At 56.4% G+C, this 17,753-nt stretch carries 22 protein-coding genes and 1 pseudogene; 8 read left to right on the top strand and 15 right to left on the bottom strand.

What is annotated here, in order from left to right; translation table 11 throughout:
* The first annotated feature begins 65 nt into the window (after positions 1-65).
* The gene (locus tag DOP62_RS03475) at positions 66-239 is read left to right on the top strand and encodes a hypothetical protein (protein ID WP_338462504.1); all 174 of its coding nucleotides are present in this window, start codon (positions 66-68) and stop codon (positions 237-239) included.
* Here the strand turns inward: DOP62_RS03475 and nblB are convergent.
* Entirely contained in the window at positions 236-898 is a 663-nt protein-coding gene (nblB, locus tag DOP62_RS03470) for a phycobilisome degradation protein NblB (RefSeq protein ID WP_370538863.1), read from the bottom strand. The genes DOP62_RS03475 and nblB overlap by 4 nt on opposite strands.
* A gap of 6 nt (positions 899-904) precedes the next feature.
* Positions 905-1,369, bottom strand: coding sequence for a CBS domain-containing protein (locus DOP62_RS03465; protein WP_208673298.1), 465 nt, complete (start codon positions 1,367-1,369; stop codon positions 905-907).
* An 85-nt stretch (positions 1,370-1,454) separates the two neighbouring features.
* Here DOP62_RS03465 and pgsA point away from each other — a divergent pair, with 85 nt between their 5' ends.
* A complete protein-coding gene (gene pgsA, locus DOP62_RS03460; RefSeq protein WP_208677030.1) occupies positions 1,455-1,976 on the top strand; it encodes a CDP-diacylglycerol--glycerol-3-phosphate 3-phosphatidyltransferase in 522 nt (173 codons plus the stop codon).
* Here the strand turns inward: pgsA and DOP62_RS03455 are convergent.
* A complete protein-coding gene (locus DOP62_RS03455; protein WP_208673296.1) occupies positions 1,968-2,903 on the bottom strand; it encodes an NAD-dependent epimerase/dehydratase family protein in 936 nt (311 codons plus the stop codon). The genes pgsA and DOP62_RS03455 overlap by 9 nt on opposite strands.
* Before the next feature lie 122 nt (positions 2,904-3,025).
* Between DOP62_RS03455 and DOP62_RS03450 the strand changes: the two genes are divergently transcribed.
* The 3 genes from DOP62_RS03450 to hisA are packed head-to-tail and all read left to right on the top strand — an operon-like array spanning position 3,026 to position 4,711.
* Positions 3,026-3,649 carry a hypothetical protein gene (locus DOP62_RS03450; protein ID WP_208673294.1) on the top strand — a complete coding sequence of 208 codons (624 nt, stop codon included), beginning with the start codon at positions 3,026-3,028 and terminating at the stop codon, positions 3,647-3,649.
* Positions 3,650-3,907, top strand: coding sequence for a TIGR02450 family Trp-rich protein (locus tag DOP62_RS03445; RefSeq protein ID WP_208673292.1), 258 nt, complete (start codon positions 3,650-3,652; stop codon positions 3,905-3,907).
* A gap of 33 nt (positions 3,908-3,940) precedes the next feature.
* Complete coding sequence (hisA, locus tag DOP62_RS03440; protein WP_208673290.1) at positions 3,941-4,711, top strand: 1-(5-phosphoribosyl)-5-[(5-phosphoribosylamino)methylideneamino]imidazole-4-carboxamide isomerase; 771 nt, start codon at positions 3,941-3,943, stop codon at positions 4,709-4,711.
* A gap of 252 nt (positions 4,712-4,963) precedes the next feature.
* Here hisA and trxA read toward each other — a convergent pair whose 3' ends face one another.
* From trxA to DOP62_RS03425, 3 genes are all read right to left on the bottom strand, one after another.
* Complete coding sequence (gene trxA, locus DOP62_RS03435) at positions 4,964-5,287, bottom strand: thioredoxin (protein WP_208673288.1); 324 nt, start codon at positions 5,285-5,287, stop codon at positions 4,964-4,966.
* Positions 5,288-5,596: 309 nt separating this feature from the next.
* The gene (locus DOP62_RS03430; RefSeq protein WP_208673286.1) at positions 5,597-6,760 is read right to left on the bottom strand and encodes a GuaB3 family IMP dehydrogenase-related protein; all 1,164 of its coding nucleotides are present in this window, start codon (positions 6,758-6,760) and stop codon (positions 5,597-5,599) included.
* 132 nt (positions 6,761-6,892) lie between these two features.
* Positions 6,893-7,342, bottom strand: a complete 450-nt coding sequence (locus DOP62_RS03425; protein ID WP_208673284.1) for a CAAD domain-containing protein — start codon at positions 7,340-7,342, stop codon at positions 6,893-6,895.
* 170 nt (positions 7,343-7,512) lie between these two features.
* On the opposite strand from DOP62_RS03425, the gene DOP62_RS03420 reads away from it, so the two are divergent.
* Genes DOP62_RS03420 through DOP62_RS03410 form a run of 3 tightly spaced genes read left to right on the top strand, consistent with a single transcriptional unit; the run spans position 7,513 to position 9,398 of the window.
* Positions 7,513-8,274 (top strand): ParA family protein, encoded by a 762-nt coding sequence (locus DOP62_RS03420; RefSeq protein ID WP_208673282.1) that lies wholly within the window; start codon positions 7,513-7,515, stop codon positions 8,272-8,274.
* Positions 8,271-8,729, top strand: coding sequence for a hypothetical protein (locus tag DOP62_RS03415; RefSeq protein WP_208673281.1), 459 nt, complete (start codon positions 8,271-8,273; stop codon positions 8,727-8,729). The genes DOP62_RS03420 and DOP62_RS03415 overlap by 4 nt, the downstream gene beginning before the upstream one ends.
* Positions 8,730-8,771: 42 nt before the next feature.
* Positions 8,772-9,398: a rhomboid family intramembrane serine protease gene (locus tag DOP62_RS03410; RefSeq protein ID WP_208673280.1), complete on the top strand. Its 627-nt coding sequence runs from the start codon at positions 8,772-8,774 to the stop codon at positions 9,396-9,398.
* Here the strand turns inward: DOP62_RS03410 and DOP62_RS03405 are convergent, their stop codons facing one another.
* The 9 genes and pseudogenes from DOP62_RS03405 to DOP62_RS03365 form a co-directional block, all read right to left on the bottom strand.
* The gene (locus DOP62_RS03405) at positions 9,399-9,731 is read right to left on the bottom strand and encodes a DUF2973 domain-containing protein (RefSeq protein ID WP_208673279.1); all 333 of its coding nucleotides are present in this window, start codon (positions 9,729-9,731) and stop codon (positions 9,399-9,401) included.
* Between the two features lie 39 nt (positions 9,732-9,770).
* Positions 9,771-10,115, bottom strand: coding sequence for a DUF2605 domain-containing protein (locus DOP62_RS03400; RefSeq protein ID WP_208673278.1), 345 nt, complete (start codon positions 10,113-10,115; stop codon positions 9,771-9,773).
* Positions 10,116-10,171: 56 nt separating this feature from the next.
* A complete protein-coding gene (bchB, locus tag DOP62_RS03395) occupies positions 10,172-11,698 on the bottom strand; it encodes a ferredoxin:protochlorophyllide reductase (ATP-dependent) subunit B (RefSeq protein ID WP_208673277.1) in 1,527 nt (508 codons plus the stop codon).
* A 136-nt stretch (positions 11,699-11,834) separates the two neighbouring features.
* Complete coding sequence (locus tag DOP62_RS03390) at positions 11,835-12,575, bottom strand: esterase/lipase family protein (RefSeq protein WP_208673275.1); 741 nt, start codon at positions 12,573-12,575, stop codon at positions 11,835-11,837.
* A 343-nt stretch (positions 12,576-12,918) separates the two neighbouring features.
* On the bottom strand, positions 12,919-13,425 hold the full coding sequence (locus DOP62_RS03385; RefSeq protein WP_222610238.1) for a pentapeptide repeat-containing protein: 507 nt from the start codon (positions 13,423-13,425) through the stop codon (positions 12,919-12,921).
* Between the two features lie 42 nt (positions 13,426-13,467).
* Positions 13,468-14,844 carry a UDP-N-acetylmuramoyl-tripeptide--D-alanyl-D-alanine ligase gene (locus DOP62_RS03380; protein WP_208673273.1) on the bottom strand — a complete coding sequence of 459 codons (1,377 nt, stop codon included), beginning with the start codon at positions 14,842-14,844 and terminating at the stop codon, positions 13,468-13,470.
* 22 nt (positions 14,845-14,866) lie between these two features.
* On the bottom strand, positions 14,867-15,667 hold the full coding sequence (locus DOP62_RS03375; protein ID WP_208673271.1) for a DUF362 domain-containing protein: 801 nt from the start codon (positions 15,665-15,667) through the stop codon (positions 14,867-14,869).
* A pseudogene (gene queF, locus DOP62_RS03370) lies at positions 15,667-16,154 on the bottom strand (preQ(1) synthase); the annotation flags it as partial. The pseudogene queF and the gene DOP62_RS03375, both read right to left, overlap by 1 nt.
* A gap of 98 nt (positions 16,155-16,252) precedes the next feature.
* The gene (locus DOP62_RS03365; RefSeq protein WP_370538862.1) at positions 16,253-17,722 is read right to left on the bottom strand and encodes a TldD/PmbA family protein; all 1,470 of its coding nucleotides are present in this window, start codon (positions 17,720-17,722) and stop codon (positions 16,253-16,255) included.
* Between the last annotated feature and the right edge of the window lie 31 nt (positions 17,723-17,753).

The raw sequence follows: 17,753 nt of genomic DNA, 5'->3' as shown, positions 1-17,753 counted from the left end.
TCTGCTGCTAACCAGCGCAGACAAGTTGCGTAATAATCCGTTACATCAGCACGGAGAAATCGCCCATGTTGCCCTTCTTCCTTGGCTGCGAAACGAGTGCAGCGGCAGAACAGGAGTACAAGTCACGAAAGTTACGCTTCCTGCGTTGGATGCGCGACGACCTGAAAACCCGTTTGGCAGGAATCAATGCTGCGATCGCTGAGCTCGAACAGCAGGTCGCTCCTCCAACCCAGGACTAGGCAGATTCGAGTCCTTCACCCCGCGCGGCGGCAGCAACGGCTGCCGCTTTGTCTTGGGAAAGTTCTGCTAAAGCAGCTTGGGCGTCCGGATGGGTGAATCGTTGCAGCGCTTGCGCCAAGCGATGTCGAATCTGCCAGTCGTCATCACTGGTTAAAGGCAGAAGCAAGGGAATGGCGCGCTCATCACCCAATTCGCCTAGGGCTGCTACGGCTGCGGTGCGAATCAAATCCGTTGGCGACTCAAGGGCAGTAGCCAGCAACTCAAAAGCTCGGCGATCGCCCAGCTCTCCGAGAGTTGCAACGATACTGAACTGCAGCACCCAGTCAGACGATCGCTGGTAGGCTGCCTCCAGCGCTGGGTAGACATCGCTAAATTGCAGCGCCCCCAAGGCATCAGCAGCAGCAGCTTGTACGTCAGTCTCGGAATCATTCTCCAAGCGATCGATCAAAATCGTGCGTGTGCGATCGCGATCCTGATGTCCAAGGCTTGCCATCTGACTGACAGCGGCATAGCGAACTCGGGCATTGCTGTCCGCGATTGCCTTACAGATCAGTTCAAAGGCTTCAGCTCGCTCTAGAGCCCGAATCAGATTCAAAGCCTTCAGTCGATCGCCGTAATCTTCCGAGTCGAGCAACGCTGATATTTCTGCCGGGGTCATTCGCAGCTAGGCTCCCTGTGCCATCGCCCGGATGATATCACCGCGGGTTAGCACCCCGACTAACTGTTGATCCCCGGAGAGCACAAATAGACGATGCACTTTGCGATCGTTAAACAAGCGGGCTGCGTCTGGCAGCGGGCGATCGGCGGCGATCGTGAGGGGCTTGGCCGTCATCACCTCAGCGACCGTTTCGCCTAAGGCCTTGTGAAGTTCTTTTTCGTAGCGGGCTGGATTTTCCAGATAGATAAAGCTGTCGAGAACCTGAATGTAGGGCGGTGGGGTTGGCACACCACTTTCGCGCCACATCAGATCGGTTTCAGAAATCACCCCGACCAACTGACCGGCTTCATCGACCACGGGCAGGCCGCTAATGTGCTTGTCCGCCAAGATGCGAATGGCTTCCGTCAGCGGTGTTTGTGGCTTCACAGCGATTGGGTCACGGGTCATGAAATCAGCAACAGTCGCAGTCATGGGCGAAGCCTAAGGTCTGCTCTAATTTTAGGGATCGCGATCGCCGCGATTAATCTACCGGGGTAAAGATTTTCGAATGGCCACGATCACACTGCCTACTTGGGTCACGCTTACTCGCCTGTTGGCAGTGCCAATTTTGCTGGTGGGCATGGAGCGACCGGGTCTGTTCCCCGTCTGGATTCCGCTTGTAGTCTTTTTGCTGGCGGCCGCGACCGATTGGCTGGATGGCTGGCTTGCCCGTCGCCTCAATCAAGTGAGTGACCTCGGTAAAGTCCTTGATCCCCTCGTCGATAAGTTGATGGTGCTGGCGCCGTTGATGGTGTTGGTGGCCCAACAGGTAGTGCCCGCTTGGGCGGTGTTTCTGATTTTGGCGCGGGAACTAACGATCGCCGGTTGGCGGGTCAATCAGCCGAAAATTAGCGGAGCGAGTCTCTGGGGCAAGCTTAAAACGGTTGTCCAGATCGCTGCGATCGCCTTACTCTTACCGCCCCTCAGTCCTCGCTTGCTACCACTCGGACTAGGCTGCTTTTGGGTCGCCGTTGCCTTGACCTTGATCTCTGGCTGGACTTATCTGCGCCCCACCAAAGTTGTCCAAGGATCAGATTGAGACTGCAGCCAAAATCTCGTCATCCAAGCTGAAATCAACTGTTTGCTGATCCAATCCCCGTGCCAGATAGTCGTTCTGGAGTGAATCTTGTAGGCCTTCAATTAGCGAGAAGCGGGGCGACCAGTTGAGGTCTTGCTGAGCTTTTTCGATCGCGGCGATAAAGTGCTGCGCCCGTAGTGGGAAGGCTTTGCGTTTGCCGAGATTGAGGGACTTGGGATCGTAGTGAACCAGTTGCAGCGCTTGCGGATCACGACTGGCTGCGATCGCACAGGCACGGGCCAAGCCATCAAAGCTGACGTAGCGATCGCCGGAGAGGTTGTAGACCTGTCCAATCGCACGGGGATTGCTGACCGCTGCCACCATGGCTGAGGCCAAATCCTCGACATGCCCTAGCTGAGTCAAATGAAGACCTGACCCTGGAATCAGAATGGGGCGATCGCGCAGGATGCGATCGAAGAACCACTGTTCGATTGGGTTGTAGTTACTGGGGCCATAAATATAGACCGGGCGGAAGGCTGTAAAAGGTAGTCCTTGCTGACGGAGCCAATCTTCTGTTTCAAACTTGCCGCGATGGCGACTCTGCGGATCCACTGGATCGCTTTCCCGCAGCGGCAGCTGATCGCTCGCAGCATAGACGCCGGCAGAGCTGACGTAGATCAACTGCTGAAACTGACCATCGAGGCTGGCGACGAGGGATTGAGTTTCAGCGGCTTCACGGCCGGTGTTGTCGAAAACAACGTCGAAGAATCGGCCTTTCAGTTGAGCAAGGGTTAAAGGATCGTGGCGATCGCCCACTAGTTGCTCAACCCCAGTTGGCGCTGGACGACTGCCCCGATTTAAGACCGTGACTTCGTGACCTGCGGCCAACAATTGACGGACGAGGGCAACTCCAATGAAGCGACTGCCGCCGATGACGAGGATCCGCATTTCCCTGGCTCATTCCTTCTCCGATCGCCATTAGAGCAGGTTGGGGGGCACGCTGACAGTCAGGACAAGGGCTGGCAAAATCCTCTGGTTGGCGCAAAATACAGCAAGAGCAGGTGATCGGCATGGCAGGCAAACGGGTTTGGCTGGGGTTAGCGGCAGTGTTGGGCCTTGGCTTTTGGCCCCAGGCTGCGCAAGCGGAGTGTGGTGCAGTGGCTGGACAGCTGGGTCGGGTAATTACGGCCTATAGCGATGAAACGGTGGCTCTGTTTGCGACTCCTTACGGGAGCCTCACGCCGCCCAGTGTGACGGGTGTATCGCAACGTCTAGATAGTGGGGCAGTCGTCTCGGTTCTAAGCCGTGCCCTGAATCAGATTGATGGCTATGAGTATTTCCAAGTCGCCCCTGTTGTCTTCGAAGGTGGGGTAGGCAATGCTGGACTGCGGACTGATTTGGCACGATCGGGCTGGTTGCGGGGCGATCGCCTGCGCCAGCTCGACTGCAAAATTGCCAACGCGGGCTGGGCGTGGGGACCGACTAAAGCACAACAGATTGTGGCGCTTCGCAATCAACTACTAGGCTTGGCCCCTGATGAAGCAGCTACGCTCCTAGAAGCCAGTGGTTATCAACGCCGCCAAGTCGTCGATGGCAACCAAGGCCGTCAAGAAATGTGGCAACGGATCAACCCAGAGGTGACGCCCTTGCTGACGATTCAAGGCAGCCAAGTCATTGAGGTGCAGTTCTACTAAATGGCGCGCAAGCAGCGATTCCCATTTCTGGTGGGCTCTCAGTGGACTGCTCAGCAGAAGACTCTGGGGTGGCGGCATTTTCGCGTTGTCACTCGCAAAAATCAGGGCAAGCTGGTCTTTGCTGAACTGGTGGCTGCCTGTGATGAGCAGGTGAGATTGTGGGTAAATGCGGAATCTCTGCGCGATCGCGACCTCTGGCAACCGGGCTGGCAGCCTTTGCAGGCGATCGCAGCTGCAGAGTCTGCTCAGGCAGACTGATAGCCTAGATCCTGCAGGTTTCAAGTCAGTTCTATGGACGTAATCCCAGCAATTGACCTCCTCGGAGGCCAGTGTGTCCGCCTATTCCAAGGGGATTACGACCAGGCCGAGATCTATGGGCAAGATCCAGTTGGTATGGCACTTCGCTGGGCTGAAGCTGGTGCTCAACGCCTGCATCTTGTGGATTTGGATGGAGCCAAGCAGGGATCGCCAGTGAATGCGGAGGCGATCGCGGCGATCGCCCAACGGTTATCGATCCCGATTCAAGTTGGGGGCGGTCTGCGCGATCGCGACACCGTGGCACGTCTCCTCGATAGTGGAGTCGAACGAGCCATCCTTGGAACAGTTGCCGTTGAAAAGCCGGAGCTGGTCGAAGCTTTAGCCCAGGAATTTCCTGGTCAGATTGCCGTGGGTATTGATGCCCGTGGCGGGAAAGTGGCAACTCGCGGCTGGCTAGAGGACTCCGGCTTGACTGCTGTCGCCCTAGCGCAGCGTATGGCTGAACTTGGGGCTTGTGCGTTGATTTGTACCGATATTGGTCGAGATGGCACCCTGCAAGGGCCGAATCTTGAGGAATTGCGAGCGATCGCGGCGGCTGTTCCGATCCCTGTGATTGCTTCTGGCGGTGTCGGCTCACTGACCGATCTGCTTAGCCTGCTACCGCTGGAAGCTCAGGGCGTAAGCGGGGTCATTGTCGGTAAAGCGCTCTATACCGGTGCTGTCGATCTGCAAGAGGCGATCCACGCGATCGGACCAGGACGCTGGCAAGATATCAGCGCTGATGATTCATCTCGCTGGGTTTGAGCCAAAGGTTAAGAAAATCAAAACTTCTGTGCAGTTATTCCTGAGTGCCTGCAATATTTTTTTCATAACTTGAGCGTTCGTCACAGCAGAAGCACTACGCCCCCAATTTTTGGGGGTTTTTTGTTAGGAAATATTGAGCGAGTAGGGCAAATTATGACAGCGATCGCCTTCACTCAACCATGCAAAAGCGCCCCGAGAAAAACTCAAGGCGCTGACAGGAAGGATCGTTGACCCGATAACCAGTGAAAGACCCTAGAGGTGCTTGTCGAGGGTATTAGCCAAAGTGGTTTTGGGCACAGCACCAACGACTGTATCTACCCGTTGACCATCCTTAAAGATCATCAGCGTAGGGATGCTACGGATGCCATACTGGCTCGCAACACTGGGATTTTCGTCCGTATTGACTTTGACAACTTTGACTTGATCGGAGTACTGCTGAGCGATCTCATCAACAACAGGAGCAACCATCCGACAAGGGCCGCACCAAGGCGCCCAAAAATCAACAAGTACCGGAATATTACTTTCGAGCACTTCTTGCTTAAAAGTGGCGTCTGTCACAGCGGCAGCTACTGACATAGGATTCAGCCCTTGCTTTGATCAGGTCATTAAAATCCTAAGATAGCGGATGTCTTACGGCCCTGTCTGCTAGACAACGAAAGAATTCATAAGTCTGTCGAGTCGGGGATCACCGTACTCGCTGCAATTGCATAAAAAACGCCCGAGCGCTGCCCGGGCGAAGTGTGGTGTGAGGAGTGAACGGAAACATTTGTCTCCGCTAATTTCATTCTAAGTGATGGTTTCCCAGACCGCTGCAAGACTCAGCTGGCAGCGGCGGTTTCTTCATACCGGTACAAGCGATCGCTCGCACCTTCTTCTCTATCTTCTCTATTTGCCCATGCCCAACTGTTGGGCTTTTTGGTAGACCTTCCCTTCTGTCAACAGCGAGGGAGCGATTACAACAGAAACCTGTTGCATTTCCTTCAGGGTTTGTGCCCCAAGTGTTCCCATGCTGGTCTTCAAAGCACCGAGGAAATTGTGGGTGCCATCATCCAGCTGCGCTGGCCCACGTAGGATTTGCTCCAACGTTCCGGTAGTACCCACTTTAATGCGGGTACCCCGCGGCAGGACAGGGCTAGGCGTTGCCATCCCCCAGTGGAAGCCGCGACCTGGAGCCTCAGCTGCTCGGGCAAATGGCGATCCGATCATCACGGCATCCGCACCGCAGGCAATGCACTTACAGATATCGCCACCGGTGATCAAGCCACCGTCAGCAATGATTGGCACATAGCGACCAGTTTCCCGTTCGTAGTCATCGCGAGCTGCCGCACAGTCCGAAACGGCAGTTGCTTGGGGAATGCCGACACCCAGAACCCCACGCGAGGTGCAGGCAGCACCGGGGCCAATGCCGACCAAAATGCCAGCAGCACCAGCTTTCAGCAGCTTCATGGTGACGTCGTAGGTGACGCAGTTACCCAGGATCACGGGGATGGGCATCGACTGACAGAAAGCTGCTAGGTCGAGGGGTTCAATCCCTTCAGGAGCGATGTGATCGGTGGAAACAACCGTTGCCTGAATCAAGAAGAGGTCTGCCCCCGCTTCTGCAACAACAGAGCCAAATTTTGCAGCGCCAGCAGGGGTAGCACTGACTGCAGCAATTCCACCCTGGGATTTGACCTCCGCAATCCGTTTGCGGATCAGGTCCTCCTGAACCGGCACGGCGTAGAGTTCTTGCATCAGCGGCACAAATTCAGTGGGGCCAACCGAGGCAATGCGATCGAGGATCGGTTCGGGATCCTCGTAGCGCGTTTGAATACCTTCGAGGTTGATCACCCCGATCGCCCCAAGCTGCGACAGGCGCACGGCCATCTTGACGTCAACGACCCCGTCCATGGCGCTGGCGAGGATGGGGATTTCCCGCTCGATGCCGCCGATGGTCCAGCGGGTGTCTGTCACGGCAGGATCCACCGTGCGATCGCCTGGTACTAGCGCAATTTCGTCAATACCATAGGCTCTGCGGACGGTCTTGCCGCGTCCCAGTTGGATATCCACTCGTCCCGTTCCCAAAGGTTATTTAGGCTAGCGTATCAAATTGGCTTGAACAGCGCCCAGTCATCCTGTCCGTGACCGACGCTACAAAAAGGGGGCTAAGTCGCCCCCAGACCTCAGACGGTGCTTAGGAGATTAGCGTTCGCCCAGCACTTGTTTCTTGAGGGTATTGAAGCGCACTAGCAGTTCGCTACGGCTTTCTGCTTTCAGCAGGTAGCGATAGATGAACCAAGCGGAGTAGGCCAATCCGATAATTTCGAAGGTCGGTTCCAGAAGAGGAACTTCATTGATGGCGCCCAGAACGGCCAATGCAACTTTCAAAAGAATGACAGTTGCGATCGCCAAACCAACAGCGATGACCGGCTGACGATATTGCTGGAAGAGAGTTGTTAGCTTATCGATCGACAGCCATTCGATGACTTGTTGAAGAATTTCTTGTACGTCACTCGCGGCGGTGCTGGAGCTGCCACTCGGCAGGGTGAGGGGGGCACCACTATCAGGGGTTGGCGAGGCTTCTTGAGAAGGGGCTTCCAGACGCACCGACTGCGCAACAGCAGATTCAGGCAGGTTGGATTCGGAAGTCATGGCGAGTACAGGGGATGACAAAAAACCAGCAACTCAGTGTAGAGCTGACCAGAGCTTTACCCAAGTGGTGATCAGCACTAAGAATAGCGCCTTGCCTGAAGAAAAAAGAAGGGCGGCATTTTAGTTTGCATTCCGGTCTATAATTTCTGCTTCGCTGCGCGAGGTTGTTGATGCTGACGGTCACATGCGCATCGCTCTCAGGCGGACAAGGAAAAACCACCAGCGCGCTGTTCTTGGGAAGATCGCTGGCAGCGCAGGGTCAACGCGTGCTGATGATCGACGCTGATCCGCAATCTAGCTTGAGTTTTTATCTGGGCTGCGAGCTGAGCCCGGATCAACCGACACTTTTAGAAGTCCTGAAAAAAGAGATCGATGTCGTCGATAGTCTTTTGGCTGTAGACGATCGCCTCACATTGATCCCCGCCGATGATGCTTTAGATAGTGCTCAGGATTTCTTGGCAACCAGTGGCATGGGAGCGATTGTTTTGCGTCGCCGGTTGCTGCCGCTCCAAGATCGCTTTGATTTCTGTGTGATCGATGCGCCACCTCAGCGATCGCAGCTCTGTATGACCAGTGTGGGTGCTGCCGATCAGCTGTTGATCCCTGCCGAAGCTTCTTCCAAAGGACTGAACTCGCTCTTGCGCACTCTTGATCTTGTGGCGGAAATGAGCGAGGTCGAAGCTTTTCAGGGACAAATCCTGGGAGTTCTGCCCTTTCGCGATCGCTGGTTGGGCCGAACCCAAGCAAAGCAAAGTCAAAAGAGTTTGGAGTCGATGCAGGAAGTAGCTGCAGGCCATCCGATCTTGCCGTCGATTTTGGAATCGGAGCAATTTAAAAAGGCGATCGACCAAGGGGTGAGTTTGGCAGCCCTCGGCTATGCCGATCTGGAGTATCCTTTCCGGACGATCCTTGAAAAGCTTGGCTGCGAATGACTGACGCCTTTGACCGCCTCAAAAAGCGATCGCGAACACCTATCGCGCGGGAGGGAAGCCTCACGACTGGCTCCGAACCGAGCGATCGGCCACTGCAACTCTTGCCCCGAGAATTTGAAACTTTTTGCGATCGCTATGCCGTCGATGCAGGCGATGTGATCGAAGCCGCATTGGATTTGGTCTTACTCGATCCCGACTTACAGCAACGCCTTTTGCAGCGTCTGCGGCAGGGTAACGCCAGCGATCGCGTTTGGTTGGGCACCGCTTGTCCCCGTAGTTGGCAGCAACAATTGCAGCAACAGGCGCGGGATCAGGGTCTGTCAGAAGCGGACTTACTGCAAGAGGCGATCGCTCAACGCCTTGACTTAGTTCTTGGTCAGACGACCTTGCGCGAAGAAGTGGCCCTGCTCCGTCAAGAACTCGATCAGCTCAAGCGCAAACTGCACGGCTGGTAAACTGGCAGCGATCGCCGCGCATCAGATTCCCTGAGGTTGACGATGACTGCTCCCCTCGATCCCCAACCTCCCAAGTCAGCAGCTCTCGAGCGCTGGGGAACCGGGGTGCAATCGCTACTGATCTTGCTGGGAACCATGTGGGCGATCGCCCTGATCAATGGCCTACTGTTCAGCAACCGTCTGATCTTTTACGGAATTCACCCGCGTACAATCAGCGGACTCTGGGGCATTCTCTTCGCTCCCTTCCTGCACCTCAATCTGGCGCATCTTGTTGCGAATACGGTGCCCTTTGTGGTGCTAGGGGGGCTGATTCTGCTGCGCAGCGTGCGTGACTTTTGGGTCACTACTATCGTCACGATCCTGGTCAGCGGCCTAGGTGTCTGGTTATTCGGCGCGACGCGATCGGTTCACGTCGGGGCAAGCGGCTTAGTGTTTGGCTTCTTTGGTTTTCTGCTCAGCCGTAGTTTGTTTGACCGTAGTCTCTCGACGCTGATTTTTGCAGTTGTCGCTTTCTTCCTTTACGGCAGCCTGATTTGGGGCGTGCTGCCGCTGCAAGATGGCGTCTCTTGGGAAGGCCACCTTTTTGGTTTTGTGGGAGGGGCGATCGCAGCAAAACTGTTGGCAAAGCCTGCTGAGCCCTCCGCGCGAGATGATTGGAGCGATTGGTAATTAAGCGAGCGGCGCTGTTGGAGGCTCTTCGCTGTCGCCGCCTTTGTTTTCCGGAGAAGCTTCATAGAGCGCATCGAGGCGATCGCGCACATCTTCGACACTGATCTGCCGCATCACCAACAGCGGCTCATTGATCAGGCGACCGCGATCGTCGAGCAGCTCTGGATGAAGTGTTGGCTGGCGCGGTTCCTGAGGAGCAGAGCCCCCATCCCAAGCTGGCGCTTGCGTGACTCGCTGACTCGCAATGCCCAAGCTCAGCAGGTTGCGGAACAAATTGGCAAACGCCACGATGGCCAGCACTGCGAACAGCAGGATATAGATTGCTTGCAGCACCACCAAACCTCCTGTCTGTTCAGGCAGCAACGACTGATTTCATTGTGACGCCTCAGGGGGCGATTGCTCTGCCTGTTCTCGACGCCAGCGTGCCCCAATTTGCCAGCACTCGGTCACGAGGGCATGCCATGGTTTCATGGCCGCAACCTCGATCCCCACAGTCCCGTCCATTGCTTTGAAAAGGGCTTGAGTCGATCGCACTTCAGCGGTAGCAGTTGCCAAGCGATCGCAGAGGACAGCTTGCTCCTCAGGCGTCAGAAAGTCGATCGCTTCTTGAGTCAGCAATTGTTCAGCCCGACTGAACCAGAAGAGGAAGTCATCGAGCAGAGGCTCCAAAATTGCTTTCAGCAGTTCAGGCTGGGCAGGCAATTCCGGTAAAGTCACGATCGCGTTGAAGACAACAGTATTCGCATCCTAACAGCCTTGGCGAGAAGGCAGGATCACGCTCCGAGTGCCTCCTTGGCTGCGTAGAGCACTTCAGCAGTAATGGCGGTCAATCCTTGCTCCCTTGCATACTTTTCGGTGTTGCGTTTGACCTTGCCGCGCACAAAGCCAGGAATCCGGTTCAATTCCGTTAATCCATCCGGCTTCCAGTCGAGATCGCTATCTGCCGAAACGGTTTTGGTTAGCACTTCTTTGGTGTCGTGGCCGCCAAAGATCTCCAGCAGGTGATCTTCCATTCCCAAGGTGAAGCTGTTGTAGACCAAGTCGACGATTTGGTTTGCGCCTTCGTAGCCAACAAAGGGACGATAGCCGACCGGAAAGTTTTGGATGTGGACTGGGGCTGCGATCACCCCACAGGGAATATTGAGCCGCTTGCCGACATGGCGTTCCATTTGGGTGCCAAAAATTGCAGCCGGTTCGAGCTCCGCGATCGCATCCGCAATCACCGTGTGGTCGTCACTGATCAGCACGCGATCGCAATGTCCCGCCACTTCCGCTTCAAACCAGTCGGCATCGTGTTTGCAGTAGGTGCCGGCCAGCACGACATGAATGCCCATCTCGCGGCTGAGGATTTTGGTGAAGGCCGCCGCATGGGTGTTGTCACCAAAAACGACTGCTCGTTTCCCCGTCAGGTTCTGACAGTCGATCGAATGGCTAAACCAAGCTGCTTCTGAAGCAAAGCGAGTCTGGCGATCGATAAAGGGTTCAAAATCGACCGCAGTGTCCTGCTGATTCAAGACCTGTTGAATTTGGCGGATGCAGTCTGCTGTTGCAGTAATCCCCATCGGCGCGATCGCCACCATCGGCTGATCAAAGGTTTCCTGCAGGTACTGCGCCGTCAGCAGCCCCACTTCGCGGTAGGGCACGAGGTTGAACCAAGCGCGGGGGAGATGCTGTAGTTCTTCCACGGAAGCACCTGCAGGAATGACCGCATTGACGGTGATCCCTAACTCCGCCATCAACCGCTGCAGTTCGGTGGTGTCGTGGCGGTTGTGGAAGCCAAGGGTGGTCATGCCCAGAATGTTGACGGAGGGCTGCTCCGTTCGCTGGTGCGAAAGTGTGCCCTGCCGCTGGGCGCGATCGAGGTAGAAGCGAACAATCTGCTCCAAGGTGCGATCAGCAGCCTGCAGTTCGTTGATGCGATAGTGGTTGACGTCCGCTAGGAGCACGTCACACTGAGCACTTTCCTTCGCTCGCTCGACGAAGTTCTGCAAATCTTCTTGCAGGATGCTGGAGGTGCAGGTGGGGGTCAGGACAATCAGATCTGGCCGCTCTTCCACATCCTTGCGCAGGATGTTGTCGATCACTTTCTCTTGGGAGCCGCGCGCCAAAACATTGCGGTCGACGATGCTGGTCGTGACGGGCGTGAAGTTACGCTCGCGCTCCAACATCGATCGCATGACGTTGAAGTAGTCATCGCCCAAGGGCGCATGCATGATCGCATGCACGTTGCGGAAGGAACTGGAAATGCGCAGCGTGCCGATATGAGCAGGGCCTGCATACATCCAATAGGCCAGCTTCATGCGCTTGCTCCTGGGGACTGAAAAGCCACGGCCCGCCCCGATCGCGGGTCATTTCCCGATGGTGGCAAAGCCAACCCTGATCCCCGGCGATCGCAGGAGAAACGTTACGTTGCTGGAGTGGTCGCTACGCTGGTCGTTACGCAGCTGTTGTGAGCAGGTGCGATCGCCACTGTTCGGCAATCTGAGGGCTGCCATACCAGAGTCGATTTGGGCGGGGGGAATGATAGACCGCCTCGTAGGTCAGATTCAGGGCGCCTTCTAGGTGCGCTGCCGCGATCGGCGTGATGCCATCACCCCAACTATCGCCTTGGCCAATCGTCAAACTGTAGCTGTTGTAGGCTACCCACTGACCCCAGCGTTGGGCACCCTGCACGGCTTTACCGGCGACACAGACGTAGCGAACGTCGCGGTAAAAAGCCTCAGGATATTGCTCGTTGACGAAATCGATGTTGCGGCGCGTCCAGCGTTCTTGGCTGCGGTGCGGGGTCCCGAGGCAAATCAGCGCGGCCGTGCGATCGCGTCCCTGCCAAATCTGCTGAGTGGGTCCGTAGGGGCGATCGCCCAACCAAATCCTCGATATCCAGCCACCAGCTGAATGGCCGATCAAATTGATTCTCGTTGCGCCCGTTTCTTCCAAAACTTGGGCAACGGTAACTTCCAGCGCTCCTAGGATCGGTGTAACGGGGCGGCCGCCTAAGGTCGGGAACCAGTCACTCCGTTTAAGCGGTACCACCGTGGTTGGGAAGCCACGATCGCTCAGCCATTGCGCCAAGGGTTGATAAGGTTCTGCTCCAGCTAAGTACCCTGGCAGGATGACCGTCGGTAAGCCTTGGATGTCCGTGGCAGGCTGCGCAGAACTGGCACTGATTTGATCCATACAACAGTCTTCAACTTCAACTGGCTGAGGACAATCTGAGCTGAGGGAGAGATCCAAACTTGCTGTCCGTGGGGATGATTGCGCACCCCCACACCCACGCACTGGGGGACTCGACTCCCCCAGCCCCCCCGCAACAAGATTTCGGATCAGACTTATCAGTGGAGCAGCGATCGCAGCCGGTAAAACTAGCCGGTGTTGACCTCAGGTAGGAAGCTGATCAGGTCTGACAAAGCGTTCTAATGGGTCCCGACAATGCTACTGGGGGTCGATTTCGTGGGGAGAGAGTGAGCGATCGCACCTGTCACTCCAGAAGCGATCGCTGAGTTGGGTCTTCAAGTGGGCTTTAGTCGGGGCAGCCCAGCGACTCACGGGTATCCGCACCCGTTTTGGGATTGGTGCCACTGGCGGTTGTGCAGAGCGCCGTAATTTGTTGCTTACTGAGCACCGCAAAGCTGAAATCAGCACCAGTCACATCGGAGCCTTGCAGTTCCGACTGCAACAGCATGGCTGAGGTGAGATTGGCGTTGCGGAAATTGACATTGCGCAGATCACTGACGTAGGCGATGCCATCGGTGAAGTCAGCGCCTTCAAAATCAGCCTCCCGCAGGTCGACACCATTGAAGACTGCACCACGGAGGTCAGCCTCACGGAAACTGACGCCATTGAGTCGCACGCTGGCGAATTCTGCCTGGATCAAGCTCTGACCCGAGTAGTCTTTACGGGTAACCTCAGCATCATCAAAAGCGCGAATCGCCGCAGAACTGGCAGCCCAAGCTGAAGTCGGGACTGCAACAAGAGCAATCGCGATCGCCAGCACCATTCCCTTGAGCAAGCGTTGCCAAACTTTCACCGGCGGCACTCCACATCGTCCAAGGCTGAGGTTAACATTTCTTCATGTCGTTAAGGTGGCGGAGTAGACTGCCACAAAGTCTGCCAGCACGCGATCGAGAGCAACACTCCGTGAGGCCTTGAATAAGAGTCGATCGCCCCTCTCGACGGTTTCTCGTAGCTCGGTTACGAGGTCGTCAGCGCTCGTGAAGATTTGGGTGGCGATCGCGGCAGCTCCGGCTTGCATCGCAGCCGCTTCGGGCGGATCGGCATAGATAAAGAGGCGATCGAGCCCGAGGGCAGCGGCTTTTTCTCCAACTTGACGATGGTAGGTTTCGCTGAAGTCGCCTAACTCTTTCATCGTGCCCAGCACTGCAATGCGGCGCTGGCCTGGCGTGTCCGCTAGTAGTTGTAGGGCTGCCAACATCGATTCCAGACCGGCGTTGTAGGTCTCATCCAGCAGCACGATGTCCGGCGACAGTTCTAGACGCCGCGCCCGACCTTGGGGCAGTGTCACAGTGAGGTTTTGGAAAGCGTCCCAATCCAGCCCCAATTCCTGAGCGATCGCTAGACCGGCAAGGAAATTGAGGGCGTTGTGGGCACCGGGCAATGGCAGATGGAATCGCTGACCTTCGACGATCAAGGTTTCTGGATCGAGGAGCTGGCCCTGCAGATCACCATTCTGCAAGCCATAGGTGCGACAGCGGGGTAGCTGGAGGCGACTGGCGGTGGCGATCAAGCGAGGATTGTCAGCATTCAAAATCGCTAGCCCTGTGCCGGACAGTTGGGCTAGGAGTTCACACTTAGCCTCAGCGATCGCCTGTTCGGATCCGAGTAGACCGATATGGGCTGTGCCGACGTTGGTGATCACCGCAATATTCGGCTGGGCAATGCGGGCTAGCTCGGCAATTTGACCACGGCCGCGCATTCCCATTTCCAGCACTGCTGCCCAATGCTGATCGGGGTCGATTTGCAGCACTGTTTTGGGCACGCCAATTTCGTTGTTGTAGTTAGCCTCTGTTTTCAGCACCGGCCCGCGCACCGCGAGCATGGCCGCGATCAGTTCTTTAGTCGTGGTTTTGCCCACCGAACCTGTGATTCCAATCAGTGGCAGTGGACAGCGCTGTCGCCAGAGGCGAGCAATTTCCTGATAAGCCCAGAGCGTGTTGGGAACTTGCAGCAAATGACCAGCGGGCAAATTACTGGGAGGTTGATAGGCCGCATCGACGATCGCCGCGATCGCGCCAGCTGCCAAAGCTTGAGCCACAAAGTCATGGCCATCAAAGCGATCGCCTCGCAAAGCCAGAAAAATGTCGCCGGCTTGAATCTGGCGGGAATCGGTGGTCAGTGATCGGGCTGGGCGATCGCAAGCCTCCCCGACCTGCAGGGGAACTGCACCCAAACCCAGCTGAATCTGAAACGGCGAGAAGAAAGTGGTCATACCCGCTCCGGCGATCGCTGGATTAGTTTACGCCGAGGGCTTGCCGGAACTGCGCCAAGGTTTGCAGATACTCTGGCTCATCGAACTGGGCTGCACGACAGGCTTGGCGGTCAACGGCAATCGGATCCTCGCCCCAGACCACTTGTCCTAGCCACTGGCCCGCCTTGGCGCGATCGGGTTTCCAGTCGGGACTGATGTAGCGCCAACTGCCATCCACGACTGCACCATCAAAAAGATGGCCAATGCAGCCCCAGACATCGCGCAACACGAGGGGTACCGAAGGACGATGCAGTTGTCCCCGTGAATGACTACTGCGGGCCTTGTAGCGATCGCGAGGCAGCAGTCCGTAAAGATTCTTGAGCGAAGCGGAAATCAGCGGGCTGCTCTGGAGACTGGTCTGCTTGAGCGTTCCCACCGTGATCCGACAGTCCACTTCTGTGAGTAGCTGCGGTGCCCAAAGGCTGGCAAAGCGGGTCGGGCTCGGCAGTCGATTGGGATATTCTGCCTGGGGCAACTGGTCGGCATCCAAAAGCTGCATGCCCTCATCTAGCAGCGATCGCACTCCGAGGCGATCGGCAATTTCAGAGAGGGGAACTGGCGAGCAAACCCCTTCCACAATCAGGATCTCAGCGCTGGGGTTGACCTGCCGCAAGCCTGTCAAAACAGCTTTGAGGACCGGCATTCCCACCGTCACCGGCGGCCCGACAGGATAGCCCAAATTGGGTTTGACCAGAATCCGTCTAGCTGTCGTTGCTGCTGGCGGAGGGGTATAGCAAAAGTCGGCTACCGCTGCCTGCTGAACTGTCTCAGTTGCCGCTGGCATCAGCCGCGACCTCGGTAGGGCGCAACCCCTTGGTCAGGCACCCAAACTCCAGCAGGTGGCTCTCCCGATTGGTAAAAGACATCAATGGGCAAACCACCGCGGGGATACCAGTAGCCGCCTAATCGCAACCAAGTTGGGTTCATCGCCTCTTCGAGGCGTTTCGCAATCGTCAGGGTGCAGTTTTCGTGGAAGGCACCGTGATTCCGAAAGCTCCCGAGAAAAAGTTTGAGTGACTTGCTTTCAACGAGCCGTTGGTCTGGCACGTAGTCGAGCACCAAGTGGGCAAAGTCCGGCTGCCCTGTCAGCGGGCAGAGCGACGTAAATTCCGGCGCGACGAACCGTACGAGGTATTGGCGATCGGGGTGGGGATTCTCAAAGGTTTCCAGAACGGCAACTTCTGGACTAGCTGGTAGGCCAACCTGTTGGCCGAGTTGGGTGAGCGTTTCGGTCATGAACTTCTGCAGCGATCGCTTCTATTCTCGCCTGTCCTATCTGAGCAAACTGCACTCCCTCATGCGATCGCTCAACCCAGTTGCTCCTTAACCAAGAGCATCACTCGCTCGAGATTCCTCGCTAGGTACTCGACTAACGACCGCCAACAGTGATCGCATCAACCTTGAGGTGGGGTTGACCCACAGTCACGTAGACGCTGCCGCTGACAGAACCGCAAAAGCCGGGAGCGAGACCCAGATCATTCGAACACATGGAAATGCGCTGCATAATCTCCGTGGCCTCGCCGATCAGAGTGGCACCTTTGAGGGGCTTGGTAATCCGCCCTTTCTCAATCAAGTAGGCTTCATCCACGGCAAAGTTGAACTGGCCGGTCGCGCCAACACTGCCACCACCCATCTTCTTGCAATAGATGCCGCGATCGATCGAGCCTAAGAGATCGTCGAAGCTGTGCGGTCCCGGTGCAATGTAGGTGTTGCGCATCCGCGAGGCAGCTGCATAGGTGTAGTTGCTGCGACGACCACTACCAGTGCGAGGCTGTCCTGTGCGCAGTTCACCAGCGCGATCGGCGATGAAGTTTTTGAGGATGCCATTTTCAATCAGCAAGGTACGCTGAACTGGCATTCCTTCATCATCCATATCCAAGGTGCCAAAGGCATCGGGCGAGAGTCCTTCATCCCAAGCTGTCACGCTGCTATGGGCGATCGCTTCTCCCTTCTGGTCCTTAAACGGCGTCGTTCCCCGTTCAATCTGGGTGGTCTCTAGCAGGTGGCCACAGGCTTCGTGGAAGATCACACCGCCGAACTGGTTCGCCAAAATGACTGGATAGGTACCGGACTCGACAAAGTCTGCGTAGAGCATTTGACCTGCGGACTCGGCAACCTCAGCTGCATCCGCTTCGGAATCCCACGATCGCAAAAAGTCAGGATTGCTGGTGTCGCCGACTCGTTTGCCGATTGAGGCGCGATAGCTGCCATCGGCACAGAGCAAGTTGTAGCCCACGGATTGGGTGAGGCGAATATCCCGCGCAAAGGTGCCATCGCTGGCAGCAACCAAGACCTCTTGCCAGTCACGGAAATAAGCAGCGCGGCGCGACTGGGCATGCTTGGCCTGCCGTTTGAGGCGATCGCTAGCGGAGAGCAACAGATCTCCCATTTCGGCCATCGAGCTACAGCGGCTTAGCCACTGGTCTTTCTGGCGAAGGTGTCCATAATCGCGCAGCGGCTCCAAATTCACCGGGGGCACAAGGGACTGAGCACTGGGCAATTGCAGACCAAGGATGCCAAGCGCCTGTTCGAGCGATCGCTTCAGCCCTTCATAGGAGAGATCATTGGTGCTGACATAGCAATCCGTGGTGCCGCGAAAGACTCGCACCCCTGCACCACTGGATAAGCGCGGCGACAGACTGGTGACAGCATCCTCTTCCACCAAGCAGCTGATGTACTGAACGCGCTCGAGGAAGAACTCGACAAAGTCTGCACCCGCTGCCCGTCCGAGCCCCAGCAGTTGCGCCAGCGCTGGTGTCCAGCTGCTATCAAAACGTTGGCGATCGCCGGCTGCGAGATCAGCATCCAAGGTGAGGGAGAGGGGCGGTGCAACAACCATGGCAATCGCAAGACTTGAACTTCCGTTCAGT

This window comes from Synechococcus elongatus PCC 11801 (assembly GCF_003846445.2).
GTDB lineage: Bacteria > Cyanobacteriota > Cyanobacteriia > Synechococcales > Synechococcaceae > Synechococcus > Synechococcus elongatus_A.
This window is presented reverse-complemented; position numbering and strand designations above follow the sequence as displayed.

What these genes read in the sequence shown, in the direction of transcription:
- DOP62_RS03475 (WP_338462504.1), top strand. Translation starts at nt 66, where the DNA reads ATGTTGCCCTTCTTCCTTGGCTGCGAAACGAGTGCAGCGGCAGAACAG.
- nblB (WP_370538863.1), bottom strand. Translation starts at nt 898, where the DNA reads ATGACCCCGGCAGAAATATCAGCGTTGCTCGACTCGGAAGATTACGGC.
- DOP62_RS03465 (WP_208673298.1), bottom strand. Translation starts at nt 1,369, where the DNA reads ATGACTGCGACTGTTGCTGATTTCATGACCCGTGACCCAATCGCTGTG.
- DOP62_RS03455 (WP_208673296.1), bottom strand. Translation starts at nt 2,903, where the DNA reads ATGCGGATCCTCGTCATCGGCGGCAGTCGCTTCATTGGAGTTGCCCTC.
- DOP62_RS03450 (WP_208673294.1), top strand. Translation starts at nt 3,026, where the DNA reads ATGGCAGGCAAACGGGTTTGGCTGGGGTTAGCGGCAGTGTTGGGCCTT.
- DOP62_RS03445 (WP_208673292.1), top strand. Translation starts at nt 3,650, where the DNA reads ATGGCGCGCAAGCAGCGATTCCCATTTCTGGTGGGCTCTCAGTGGACT.
- hisA (WP_208673290.1), top strand. Translation starts at nt 3,941, where the DNA reads ATGGACGTAATCCCAGCAATTGACCTCCTCGGAGGCCAGTGTGTCCGC.
- trxA (WP_208673288.1), bottom strand. Translation starts at nt 5,287, where the DNA reads ATGTCAGTAGCTGCCGCTGTGACAGACGCCACTTTTAAGCAAGAAGTG.
- DOP62_RS03425 (WP_208673284.1), bottom strand. Translation starts at nt 7,342, where the DNA reads ATGACTTCCGAATCCAACCTGCCTGAATCTGCTGTTGCGCAGTCGGTG.
- DOP62_RS03420 (WP_208673282.1), top strand. Translation starts at nt 7,513, where the DNA reads ATGCTGACGGTCACATGCGCATCGCTCTCAGGCGGACAAGGAAAAACC.
- DOP62_RS03415 (WP_208673281.1), top strand. Translation starts at nt 8,271, where the DNA reads ATGACTGACGCCTTTGACCGCCTCAAAAAGCGATCGCGAACACCTATC.
- DOP62_RS03410 (WP_208673280.1), top strand. Translation starts at nt 8,772, where the DNA reads ATGACTGCTCCCCTCGATCCCCAACCTCCCAAGTCAGCAGCTCTCGAG.
- bchB (WP_208673277.1), bottom strand. Translation starts at nt 11,698, where the DNA reads ATGAAGCTGGCCTATTGGATGTATGCAGGCCCTGCTCATATCGGCACG.
- DOP62_RS03390 (WP_208673275.1), bottom strand. Translation starts at nt 12,575, where the DNA reads ATGGATCAAATCAGTGCCAGTTCTGCGCAGCCTGCCACGGACATCCAA.
- DOP62_RS03380 (WP_208673273.1), bottom strand. Translation starts at nt 14,844, where the DNA reads ATGACCACTTTCTTCTCGCCGTTTCAGATTCAGCTGGGTTTGGGTGCA.
- DOP62_RS03375 (WP_208673271.1), bottom strand. Translation starts at nt 15,667, where the DNA reads ATGCCAGCGGCAACTGAGACAGTTCAGCAGGCAGCGGTAGCCGACTTT.
- DOP62_RS03365 (WP_370538862.1), bottom strand. Translation starts at nt 17,722, where the DNA reads ATGGTTGTTGCACCGCCCCTCTCCCTCACCTTGGATGCTGATCTCGCA.